The sequence below is a fragment of the Methylocystis sp. SB2 genome (assembly GCF_049817085.1).
Taxonomy (GTDB): domain Bacteria; phylum Pseudomonadota; class Alphaproteobacteria; order Rhizobiales; family Beijerinckiaceae; genus Methylocystis; species Methylocystis rosea.
On sequence record NZ_CP187401.1, the window covers coordinates 380,026 to 391,627 of the forward strand.

Genomic DNA, 11,602 nt, shown 5'->3' on the forward strand with positions numbered 1-11,602 from the left:
AATGACAATGAAGCGTCAGTCGCCCCGCGCGGGAATGGCGATCCTCGGCGGATTGCCAAGACGCCTGTCAAGATAGGCGTCGACATGCGCGATCAGCGGCTCGATCCTGTTCTCGAAGAAATGGTTCGCGCCCTCGACCACGGCATGTTCGATGAGAATGCCCTTTTGGGTCTTGAGCTTCTCGATCAGCCCGGTCACTTCCTTGAGCGGCGCGACGCGGTCCTGGTCGCCATGAATGAAGAGGCCCGAGGAGGGGCAGGGCGCCAGGAAGGAGAAGTCGAAACGGTTTGCCGGCGGCGCGATCGAGATAAACCCCTCGATCTCAGGACGGCGCATCAGCAGCTGCATGCCGATCCAGGAGCCGAAGGAGACGCCCGCGATCCAGCAGGCGCGCGCTTCCGGATTGACCGCCTGCGCCCAGTCGAGCGCGGCCGCCGCGTCGGAAAGCTCGCCCGAGCCGTGGTCGAAAGCGCCCTGCGAACGGCCGACGCCGCGGAAATTGAAGCGCAGCACGGAGAAACCACGCTCCGCGAAGGCGTAGTAAAGGTGATAAACGATCTGATTGTTCATCGTGCCGCCGAACTGCGGATGCGGATGCAGAATGATCGCGATCGGCGCGCCGCGCGTGGCGGACTGATGGAACCGGCCCTCGAGCCTGCCGGCCGGACCGGTGAAGATAACCTCGGGCATTCGGAATCCCTTGCGAAACGGGCAGGCGCGCCTTCTACCACGCGGGCTACTGTAAAATGCAAGGAAATTCGGCAGTCCTCGGGCCGCGGCGAAATTTCGCCGCGCCGACCCAAGGAATTTGCGCTCACACCCGTCAATAGGCTCGACGGGATCGAATAACGGGGGCGACTTGCCGGGCGAAGACACCGATGGCGAATTGGCGCGACGGGCGGCCGCCGGCGAGGCCGCCGCCTTCGCCGCGCTGGCCGAGCGCCATTACGACCGCATCTATGCGCTCGCCTGGCGCTGGTGCGGCGCGCGCGCGGAGGCGCAGGACATCGCTCAGGACGCAATGGTGAAGATGGCGATGGGGATGAGCGCCTTTCGCAATGACTGCGCCTTTGCGACCTGGGCCTATCGCATCGCCTATACGACCGCGGTCGACCACATTCGGGCGCGGCGCAAAATTGTGGCGCTCGAACCGGCGCGCATGTCGGCGCTCGTGGACAGCGCCGACGGCGACACCCCAGAGGATGAAATCATGGGGCAGGACCTTTGGCGCGAGGTGCGCGCCCTGCCGGATCAGCAACGCGACGCCGTGCTGCTCGTCTATGCGCAGGACCTGTCGCATGGCGAGGCGGCGGCGCTCATGGGTTGTTCGGAGAAGACCGTGTCGTGGCATCTGCATGAGGCGCGAAAACGCCTCAGGAACATGCTGGAGGTTTTGTGACGCTGCGCTTTTCGCAAATTCGCGCGAGTGTGACGATCCGGGCGTTCCCCTCCCCACGCTTTTGCGGCGGGGAGGGGCTAGGGGTGGGGGGCGACTCCGTCGCGTGCGGACGCCTTTTAGCCCCCCACCCGGTTCGCTTAGCGAACCACCCTCCCCGCCGCTTCGCGGGGGGAGGGTTGGTCGCTGGCTGGCTGTTGGCGCGAGGGGAGACGGCGTAGTGGCCGAACGCGACCATCTCTCAAAGCTCAACGACGCGCCCGTCCCGCAGCCCGATGGCGAGGCGAAGCGCCTAGCGCTCGCGGCGGCGATGGCCGCTTTTGAAAAAAGCGCAGCCGAGGCCCAAGGATCGGCCGCGCCGCAACGTCTCAGCTACGCATCCTCTCCATTGGAAGGGAAAAGAAAGATGCGTCAGACGTTCTATTTCAACCGCGCGCTCGCGGCGTCGATCGCCGCGCTGATGATCGGCGCGCCCGCCGCCTTCATGCTCTCACGCAACTATGCGCCGGGAGGTGGGAGCATATCCAATCCTGTCGGCCCCATCTCGCCGCCGGCCGAGGTCGCCGTAGCGCCGCGCAGGGAGGCGCCGGCGGCAGTTCAGCCGGCTCCAGCGCCCGTGGCGCGAGAAGAGCGAACGAAGAGCGCGACTGCAGCGGGCGCGCTCGGCGGCCGAGCCGATGGCGTCGCTGCGCCGCCGCCTCCGCGCCTCGCCAGCTCGCCACTGACGCGATCTATTCAGCCCGCGAAACCGGTCGCCGCGATGAACGCAGAAGGCGTCCGGCCGTCGCCGCCGATCGACACGAATGTCGCGCCTGAGAGCGAATTTCGCGACAGGTTCGAGTCAAAGGAGACGAACCCCGTCAAGTCAGCGGCGGCGGAGCCCGTCTCGACCTTCTCGATCGACGTCGACGCCGCCTCCTACGCCTTCGCGCGCCGCGCGCTCAACGCCGGGCGCCTGCCGCCGAAAGATTCGGTGCGGGTCGAGGAGTTCATCAATTACTTTCCCTATGATTATCCGAAGCCCGAAAGCGCGCAGACGCCGTTCAAGCCGACGATCACTGTGACGCCCAGTCCGTGGAACGCCGGCAATCGCCTCGTGCATGTGGCGATACAGGGCTATGCGCTGCAAAGCGCCGAGCGCCCGCGCGCCAATCTCGTGTTTCTGATCGACGTCTCAGGCTCGATGTCGCCGCAGGATCGGCTGCCGCTCGTGAAGAACGCGCTACGAATGCTTGTCGACGAGTTGAGGCCTGACGACACGGTTGCGCTCGTGACCTACGCATCGGGCTCCGGCGTCGCGCTGGAGCCGACGAAACTCGCCGACAAGGCCAAAATTCTGGCGGCGATCGACGCGCTCGGCGCGGGCGGCTCGACCGCCGGCGCGCAAGGCGTTCAGGACGCCTACCGCTTGGCGGAGAGCAACTTTGACAAATCGGCGGTTAATCGCGTGATCCTGGCCACCGACGGGGATTTCAATGTCGGCGTCACCGATCAGAGCGAATTGAAAGGGCTGATCGAACGCAAGCGCGAGAAGGGCGTTTTCCTGTCCATACTCGGCGTCGGCCAGGGGAATTACAACGACGCGCTGATGCAGGCGCTGGCGCAGAACGGCAATGGCGCAGTGGTCTATGTCGATACTCTCAATGAAGCGCGCAAAGCGCTCGTCGAGGAAGCGTCGTCGACGCTCTTTCCTATCGCCAAGGACGTTAAAATCCAGGTGGAGTGGAATCCCGCGCGCGTCTCCGAATATCGCCTGATCGGTTATGAAACACGCGCGCTGCGCCGCGAGGATTTCAACAACGACAAGGTGGACGCAGGCGATGTCGGCTCAGGTCACCGCGTCACTGCGATCTACGAGATCACGCCGGTCGGCGCCGAAAAGAAGCTGGTTGACGATCTGCGTTACGGCAGGAAGACCGCGGCGGTGGCGCAGGCAAGTGCGGAAAGCGAGCTTGGCTTCCTCAAGCTGCGCTACAAGCTGCCGAAGGAGGAGGCCTCACGGCTCATCACGCAGCCGATCGCCGTCCCACAAAGCATGGAAAGCCTGGCGCGCGCGCCGCAGGACGTGCGATTCTCCATCGCCGTCGCGGCCTTCGCGCAGCTGCTGAAAGGCGCGCCCTATCTTGGCGATTACGGCTATGATGATGTCATCGCGCTGGCGCAGAGCGCCAAGGGCGACGATCCGTTCGGCTACCGCGCGGAATTCGTCAATCTGGCGCGGCTGGCGAAGTTGGCGCGGCCGTAAGCCGGCGCGCGGTGCTTACCGAAAGAGTGGCGCAGATACGACAACGCGCCTGCGCCGCCGCGCTCTGCTATAATGCGGCAACCGAAATCGAGGCCCATGTCCGCCCGCGTCTATCTCGACCACAACGCGACATCGCCGCTGCGCCCGGAAGCGCGGGCGGCGATGCTCGATGCGCTGGAGACGCTCGGCAATCCTTCCTCGGTCCATGCCGAGGGCAGGGCGGCGAAGGCGCTGCTTGAAGACGCGCGCGCCGCGATCGCGCAAGGGATCGGCGCGGAGCGGCGCAGCGTCGTCTTCACCAGCGGCGCGACAGAGGCGGCGAATCTCGCGCTTACGCCGGCGCTTCGCCGAGAGGGCGACGAAGCGCCCATCGATGTCTTGCTGATCGGCGCCGGCGAACACCACTGCGTCTTGCAGGGGCATCGCTTTCCGCCCGACGCAGTTGAAACCCTTCCGTTGACCCCGGAAGGCGTCATTTCGCTCGACGCGCTGGAAGAGGCGCTGGCGCGGCGCTCCCGCCGCCGGGCGATGCTCGCGCTGCAGGCCGTCAACAATGAAACCGGCGTCATCCAGCCCGTCGCCGAGGCGGCGGCGCTAATCCATGCGGCGAAAGGCGTCCTTGTCTGCGACGCCGTGCAATCCATCGGCCGACTGAAGACGACATTCGCGACGACCGACGCGGATATAATGTTCTTTTCCTCACATAAGCTGGGCGGGCCCATGGGCGTCGGCGCGCTCGGCTTTCGTGACGAGAGCCTGCATCTGGAGGCGCCGGCGCTGCGCGGCGGCGGCCAGGAGTTCGGACGCCGCGCGGGCACGGAGAATGTCGCCGGAATCGCCGGCTTTGCAGCGGCGCTGACGGCGGCGACCGCAGATTTGGCAGGAGAGGCGTCTCGACTCGCCGATTTGCGCGACGCGCTGGAGCGGCACGTCTTGAAAGTCGCGCCCGACGCCCGATTCTACGGTTCAAGGGCGCCGCGCGCGCCAAACGCCAGCGCTTTCTCGCTTCCCGGCCTCGCCCCACGCACAATGTTGATGGCGCTTGACCTTGAGAATGTCGCGCTTTCAGCAGGCTCAGCCTGTTCTTCGGGCAAAATGACGGAGTCGCACGTGCTTGCGGCAATGGGCGCGGCTGAAAGGGAGGCGCTGAGGGCCAGTTTCGGTTGGTCTTCGACGCAAGAGGATGTAGAACAGTTCGGAAAGGTTCTTGCACGTGTCGTGGATCGCATGAGGTCCCGGCATTTCGCCGCCTAGTCGACGCCTAACAGGGCGCCAACGCGCAGGCGGCGGCGGAACGATCGGCCGGCGGGCCTTGAACCCGTCGTGACGAGGAGAAAGACAGATGGCGGCTCGTCAGGAGACCGTTGCGCGCGTCGAGTCCATCGACGTCGACGCCTATAAGTACGGGTTTTCGACCGATATCGAATCGGATAAGGCCCCCAAAGGGCTGAATGAAGACATCGTTCGTTTCATCTCGGCCAAGAAGGGCGAGCCGCAGTGGCTCACCGACTGGCGCCTCGACGCTTACCGGCGCTGGCTGACGATGGCTGAGCCGCGCTGGGCGCGTGTTCACTATCCCCGCATCGACTTCCAGGATCTCTATTATTACTCGGCGCCGAAATCGACGCCCGGCCCGAAGTCGCTCGACGAGGTTGATCCCGAGCTGCTGCGCACTTACGAGAAGCTCGGCATTCCGCTGCGCGAGCAAGAGATTCTCGCCGGCGTCGAAACCCGCCGCGTCGCCGTCGACGCGGTTTTCGACAGCGTGTCCGTCGCCACGACCTTCAAGGCGGAACTGGCCAAAGCCGGCGTAATTTTCTGTCCGATTTCCGAGGCGGTGCACACGCACCCGGAGCTGGTGCGCAAATATCTCGGCTCGGTCGTGCCGGTGACCGACAATTTCTATGCGACGCTGAACAGCGCGGTCTTCTCCGACGGCTCCTTCGTCTATGTGCCCAAGGGCGTGCGCTGCCCGATGGAGCTTTCGACCTATTTCCGCATCAATGAGCAGAATACGGGACAGTTCGAGCGCACGCTGATCATCGCGGATGAGGGCTCCTATGTGAGCTACCTCGAAGGCTGCACGGCGCCCAAGCGCGACGAAAACCAGCTTCATGCGGCGGTGGTGGAGCTCGTCGCGCTCGACGACGCCGAAATAAAATATTCGACGGTGCAGAACTGGTATCCTGGCGACAGCGAGGGTAAGGGCGGAATTTACAATTTCGTCACCAAGCGCGGCGATTGTCGCGGCCGCAATTCGCATATCTCCTGGACGCAGGTCGAGACGGGCTCGGCGATCACCTGGAAATATCCGTCATGCATCCTGCGCGGCGACGGCTCGCAAGGCGAGTTCTATTCAATCGCGGTGTCGAACGGTTATCAGCAGGTCGACAGCGGCACCAAGATGCTGCATCTCGGCAAGAACACCAAAAGCCGCATCATCTCCAAAGGCATCTCAGCCGGACGTTCGCAGAACACCTATCGCGGCCAGGTTTCCGCACATCGTAAGGCCGATCGCGCGCGCAATTTTACCCAGTGCGACAGTCTGCTGATCGGGCCCAACTGCGGGGCGCATACGGTTCCCTATATCGAGTCAAAGAATCCGAGCGCGCAGTTCGAGCATGAAGCGACGACGTCGAAGATTTCCGAGGACCAGCTGTTCTACGCCATGCAGCGCGGGCTTTCGGCGGAAGAGGCGACGGCGCTGATCGTCAACGGCTTCGTGCGCGACGTGCTGCAGCAGCTGCCGATGGAGTTCGCGGTGGAAGCGCAGAAGCTGATCTCGATTTCGCTCGAAGGGAGCGTGGGGTGATGCGCACGTTACACATTTCTCTTCCAGAGGAATTGGAGTCCGAGCTTGCTGCGGCAGTCGCTTGCGGCGAGTTCGAGTCGGAGAATGACGCTATTCGCGCCGCCATTGCTCAATGGCGCACCGAGCGGCTTGTGGAGCGGACAGACCTTGAGGAATTACGCCGGCTTTGGCGTGAAGGCGTCGAAAGCGGCTCCGGGCGTTTCGGCGAGATCGATGAAATCAAAGCCGAGGCGCGCCGTCGTCATTCACAGAGCTAATTCTCGATGCGCATCGTTCGAACGGCGCGCGCTGAAGAGGACTTAATCGAGATCTGGTCTTATATCGCGAAAGAGAATGAGACCGCTGCGGATCTGACGTTGGATGCGCTGGAAAGGAAAACGAGATTGTTGGGCTTACATCCGCAAATCGGACGAGAGCGACCGGACATCGGCAAAGGCGTGAGAAGCGCGATAAGCGGCGCCTATCTCATCCTGTACCGGTTGCTCGAGGACCGCGTGGAGGTGGTTCGCTATGTGCATATGAGGCGACGGCTCGAGGGGCTGAATTGATGCTCGAAATCAAGGATCTTCACGTCTCCGTCGGCGAGCGGGAAATCCTCAAGGGCCTGACGCTCAGCGTTAAGGCCGGCGAAGTCGCGGCGATCATGGGGCCGAACGGAACTGGCAAATCGACGCTCTCCTACGTCATCGCCGGCCGCGAAGGCTATGAGGCGACGACAGGCGACGTGCGGCTCAACGGAGAGAATATTCTCGACCTCGATCCGGCGGAGCGGGCCGCCAAAGGCGTCTTTCTCGCCTTTCAGTATCCCGTCGAAATTCCCGGCGTCGCGACGATGACCTTTTTGAAGGCGGCGCTCAACGCGCAGCGGCGCGCCCGCGGCGAGCCGGAACTGCAGACGCCGGAGTTCATGAAGCGCGTCAGGGAGGCCGCGGCGTCGCTCGGCATCGCGCAGGACATGCTGCGCCGGCCGCTCAACGCCGGATTCTCCGGCGGCGAGAAGAAACGGATGGAAATCCTGCAGATGGCGCTCCTGCAGCCGCGTCTCGCGATCCTCGATGAGACGGATTCGGGGCTCGACATCGACGCGCTGCGCGTCGTCGCGGACGGCGTCAACGCCCTGCGCTCGCCCGAGCGCGCCTTCATCGTCATCACGCATTATCAGCGCCTGCTCGAATATATCAGGCCAGATTCAGTGCATGTGATGGCGCAGGGGCGCATCATGCGGTCCGGCGGTCCGGAACTTGCTCTGGAGCTCGAGGAGCGCGGCTATCAGGATTACATCGCGCAAGAGGCGGCATAAGCGATGATCAAGCTGGCGAGCGAAGCGGAAGCGACGCTTTCCTCCTTTTACGAAGAGATGCGCGACAAGGGGGCGCCGCGTCTGCGCGCGGCCGGCTGGGCGTCATTCTCCGAGTCTGGCGTGCCGAACCGGCGCGTGGAGTCATGGCATTACACGGACCTGAAAACGGCGATGGGCCGGCCGGCGCCGCTCGCCACCGCCTCCCGCGCCGCATTGTCGCTGCCGCGCGCGCATGATTCTCTGCGTCTCGTCACGCTCGATGGCGTTTTCCGGCCAGATCTTTCGGATATCGCTCGGCTTCCCGATGGCGTCGTCGCGCAATCGCTGCGCGACGCGCTGGCGCAGGGCGAGCCGCATGTCCTGTCAGCGCTCTCCAGCGCCGATATTGGCGCGCAGGACCCGATCCTCGCGCTCAATGCGGCGCTGATGCAGGACGGCGTCGTCATTCAGATCGCGCCGGGCGCTGCGATCGACCGCGCGCTCGAACTCACGACTTTGGCGTCGGCGGAAGCCGCGCAATCGACCTATACGCGCGCGCTCGTCATGCTGGGCGAGGGCGCTCGAGCGACAGTGGTGGAAACTCTTGGCGCCCTTTCGTCGGCGCCTGCGCAGGACAATAGCGCCCTCGTGCTTCGATTGGCGCCGGGCGCGCGCCTCGACCTCGTCACTCATCTCTCGGGCGGCGTCGATCAGGCGATCCGCGTGGCGTCGCTGCTCGCGCATCTCGACGCGGGGGCCATGATCAATTCCTTCGCGCTGATCGAAGGCGAAGGGTTGAACCGAAGGCAGATCTTCGCGCGCCTCGACGGCGAGAACGCGAAGGCGGTCTTTAACGGCGCGACTTTGGGACGCGGCCGCTTGCACGCCGACACGACCCTCATCATGGATCACGCAAAACCATGCGGCGAAAGCCGGGAGGTTTTTCGCAATATTCTCGATGACCAGAGCGTCGGCGTGTTTCAGGGTAAGGTTATCGTGCGCCCGGGCGCGCAGAAGACGGACGGCGTCATGCAGTCGAAGGCGCTTCTGCTCTCCGAGCAGGCGGCGATGAACAACAAGCCGGAGCTCGAAATCTTCGCCGACGACGTGCAGTGCGGCCATGGCGCGACCTGTGGCAGGCTCGACAAGGATCAGTTGTTCTATCTCACCGCGCGCGGACTGCCGCGCCGCGAGGCCGAAGCCTTGCTCATTGAAGGCTTCGCCAATGAGGCGATGGACGCAATCGAGGATGAGCAGTTGAGGGCGTTTCTCAGCGATCGCGTCAGCGCGTGGCTTTCTAGAAGGATCAGCCGATGAACGAGATTACCCGCATTCAGACGGCTTATGACATTGAAGCGGTTCGGGCGGATTTTCCCATTCTTTCCGAGCGCCCCTATGGGAAGCCGCTTGCCTATCTCGACAACGCCGCCTCGGCGCAAAAGCCGCGCGCCGTGATTGATCGGCTGACGCATTTCTACGAGCATGAATACGCCAATGTGCATCGGGGACTGCATTATCTCGCCAACGCCGCAACCGAAGGCTATGAGGGCGCGCGCGAGACGCTGCGCCGCTTCCTCAACGCCGAATCGACGGACGAGATCATTTTCACCCGCGGCGCGACCGAAGCCTTGAATCTGGTCGCGGCTTCCTTCGGCCAAGCGCATATCGGCGAAGGCGACGAGATTATTCTGTCGATGATGGAGCACCACTCCAACATCGTTCCCTGGCATTTGCTGCGCGAGCGCAAAGGCGCCGTGTTGAAATGGCTGGAGGTCGATGACGACGGCCGCTTCGACCTCGAAGCTTTCGAGAAGCTGTTCACCAAGCGCACGAAGATCGTAGCGCTCACGCATATGTCGAATGTTCTCGGCGCGCCGACCCCGATCGCCGAGGTCGCGCGCATCGCTCACGCGCATGGCGTGCCGCTGGTCGTCGACGGCTCGCAAGGCGCTGTGCATCTCGATGTCGACGTGCGTGCGCTCGACGTCGACTTTTATGTGGTGACCGGCCACAAACTTTACGCTCCGACCGGCATCGGCGCGCTTTACGGCAAGCGTAAATGGCTGGAAGCGTTGCCGCCGTTCTGCGGCGGCGGCGAGATGATCGAAACCGTGACGCTCGAGAGCGTCACCTATAACACTCCGCCGCACCGGTTCGAGGCGGGCACGCCGCCCATCGCGCAGGCGGTCGGGCTCGGCGCGGCGCTCGACTATATGGAGCGCATCGGTCGGGACGCGATCCGCGAGTATGAAGCAGGATTGACCGCTTACGCGCATCAAAGATTGTCGCAGATAGAGGGGCTCAGAATTTATGGGCGGGCGCCGGATAAGGGGCCGATCCTTTCCTTCGACATGGCGGCGGCGCATGCGCACGACATCGCCACGGTGATCGATCGTTCCGGCATCGCCGTGCGCGCCGGGACGCATTGCGCCATGCCGCTACTTTCGCGTTTGGGCGTCACCTCCACCTGTCGCGCATCCTTCGCGCTCTACAACACGCGCGAGGAGATTGATCGGCTGGCGGAGGCGCTCGAAAAGGCCCGTTCTCTTTTCGCCTGAGGAGAATTTCGTGTTCATGAACGATGCTCCCAATACGAGCGAAACCCAAACCTCCGCGACTACGGATCGGACGTCCCAGGCCATTGAAAATGAGCGGCTGACGAACGACATCGTTAAGGCGCTCAAGACCGTCTACGATCCTGAAATTCCGGCCGACATTTATGAGCTTGGCCTGATTTACCGCGTCGATATTGCGGAAGAAGGCTTCGTGGAGATCGATATGACGCTGACAGCGCCTGGCTGCCCCGTCGCCGGCGAAATGCCGGTGTGGGTCAAAAATGCGGTGAGCGCTGTGCCTGGCGTCAGCGAGGTGAAGGTGAACATGGTGTTCGATCCGCCTTGGGATCAAAGCCGTATGTCGGACGAAGCGCGGGTCGCGCTCGACATGTGGTGAGCGGACACCTAGGGGAACGATTTTACGATGACTTCCATGCAGAAGATGAGCGTGATGAACGTCAGCCCCGCCGCGGCGGAGCGGGTCCGTGGCCTGCTTGCGACCGGGGCGGAAGGGAAGGGGCTGCGCGTCTCCGTGGAGAAGGGCGGCTGCGCCGGCATGTCCTACAAGATGGAGATCGCAGAACCGAAGCGGGGCGATGAGGTCATCGACATCGAGGGCGGTCGCGTGATCGTCGACGCCGCGGCGGTGCTCTATCTGCTCGGCACGACAATGGACGTGAAGACGACGCAGTTCTCTTCGACCTTCGTGTTCGAAAACCCCAATCAGAAGTCGGCCTGCGGCTGCGGCGAGAGCGTCGAGCTGACGCCGGCCGACCCGGAAAAGGTCGGCGCCGCGTCGCAGATGGGGAGTTCCTGATCGCGTCGAGGCCGCTATGGACCGCGCGCGTATCGAAGAGCTTTTCGCGCCTTTTGCCGCTGTGTCCGTCAAGCGCATGTTCGGCGGCCACGGCGTTTACGCCGATGGCCTTTTCTTCGCCATTGAGGCCGGCGGCGAAATCTATCTGAAGGCCGATCGGCACAGCGCCGCGCGGTTTGAAGAGGCGGGCTCCCGGCTTTTCGTCTACCAAGGCAAGGATCGACCGATCACGATCTCCTATTGGAGCCTCCCTGACCAGGCGCTCGAAGACGGCGACGAACTGGTTCGATGGGCGAAGCTTGCGGTCGAAACCGCGCTCCGGTCAGGCCCGAAACGGCAGATTTCAGCCGCGGGCAGGCGCAAGGCGCCAAATTCCGCTGGGAAAGACGGCTAAAGCGCCAATAAGCGTTTGAAAAACATCAATCTTCATAAGGCGCTAAAGCTGGCGCCGCGCGTTCGAATCGCCTATAGACATGTGAACTCGACGCTATCCTTGAA

The 11,602-nt window shown here is 63.5% G+C and carries 12 protein-coding genes; 11 read left to right on the top strand and 1 reads right to left on the bottom strand.

Annotated elements, in window-relative coordinates:
• Window positions 1-15: 15 nt before the first annotated feature.
• Entirely contained in the window at window positions 16-690 is a 675-nt protein-coding gene (locus tag ACPS74_RS01960) for an alpha/beta hydrolase (RefSeq protein WP_014889742.1), read from the bottom strand.
• 169 nt (window positions 691-859) lie between these two features.
• Between ACPS74_RS01960 and ACPS74_RS01965 the strand changes: the two genes are divergently transcribed.
• From ACPS74_RS01965 to ACPS74_RS02015, 11 genes are all read left to right on the top strand, one after another.
• Window positions 860-1,399 (top strand): RNA polymerase sigma factor, encoded by a 540-nt coding sequence (locus tag ACPS74_RS01965; protein WP_029648892.1) that lies wholly within the window; start codon window positions 860-862, stop codon window positions 1,397-1,399.
• Between the two features lie 217 nt (window positions 1,400-1,616).
• Entirely contained in the window at window positions 1,617-3,641 is a 2,025-nt protein-coding gene (locus ACPS74_RS01970) for a vWA domain-containing protein (protein WP_029651036.1), read from the top strand.
• Between the two features lie 96 nt (window positions 3,642-3,737).
• Window positions 3,738-4,895, top strand: coding sequence for a cysteine desulfurase family protein (locus ACPS74_RS01975; RefSeq protein WP_036241921.1), 1,158 nt, complete (start codon window positions 3,738-3,740; stop codon window positions 4,893-4,895).
• A gap of 88 nt (window positions 4,896-4,983) precedes the next feature.
• Entirely contained in the window at window positions 4,984-6,453 is a 1,470-nt protein-coding gene (gene sufB / locus ACPS74_RS01980) for a Fe-S cluster assembly protein SufB (protein WP_029651031.1), read from the top strand.
• 263 nt (window positions 6,454-6,716) lie between these two features.
• Window positions 6,717-7,001 carry a type II toxin-antitoxin system RelE/ParE family toxin gene (locus ACPS74_RS01985; RefSeq protein ID WP_029651030.1) on the top strand — a complete coding sequence of 95 codons (285 nt, stop codon included), beginning with the start codon at window positions 6,717-6,719 and terminating at the stop codon, window positions 6,999-7,001.
• Window positions 7,001-7,753 carry a Fe-S cluster assembly ATPase SufC gene (gene sufC, locus ACPS74_RS01990; RefSeq protein WP_029651029.1) on the top strand — a complete coding sequence of 251 codons (753 nt, stop codon included), beginning with the start codon at window positions 7,001-7,003 and terminating at the stop codon, window positions 7,751-7,753. Before ACPS74_RS01985 ends, sufC begins: the two co-directional genes overlap by 1 nt.
• Window positions 7,754-7,756: 3 nt before the next feature.
• A complete protein-coding gene (gene sufD, locus ACPS74_RS01995; protein WP_029651028.1) occupies window positions 7,757-9,049 on the top strand; it encodes a Fe-S cluster assembly protein SufD in 1,293 nt (430 codons plus the stop codon).
• Entirely contained in the window at window positions 9,046-10,290 is a 1,245-nt protein-coding gene (locus ACPS74_RS02000) for a cysteine desulfurase (protein ID WP_018408297.1), read from the top strand. Before sufD ends, ACPS74_RS02000 begins: the two co-directional genes overlap by 4 nt.
• A 16-nt stretch (window positions 10,291-10,306) precedes the next feature.
• Window positions 10,307-10,684: an SUF system Fe-S cluster assembly protein gene (locus tag ACPS74_RS02005; RefSeq protein ID WP_029651025.1), complete on the top strand. Its 378-nt coding sequence runs from the start codon at window positions 10,307-10,309 to the stop codon at window positions 10,682-10,684.
• A gap of 27 nt (window positions 10,685-10,711) precedes the next feature.
• Complete coding sequence (locus ACPS74_RS02010) at window positions 10,712-11,104, top strand: HesB/IscA family protein (protein ID WP_029651023.1); 393 nt, start codon at window positions 10,712-10,714, stop codon at window positions 11,102-11,104.
• A gap of 16 nt (window positions 11,105-11,120) precedes the next feature.
• Window positions 11,121-11,498: a TfoX/Sxy family protein gene (locus ACPS74_RS02015; protein ID WP_029651021.1), complete on the top strand. Its 378-nt coding sequence runs from the start codon at window positions 11,121-11,123 to the stop codon at window positions 11,496-11,498.
• Window positions 11,499-11,602 lie beyond the last annotated feature (104 nt).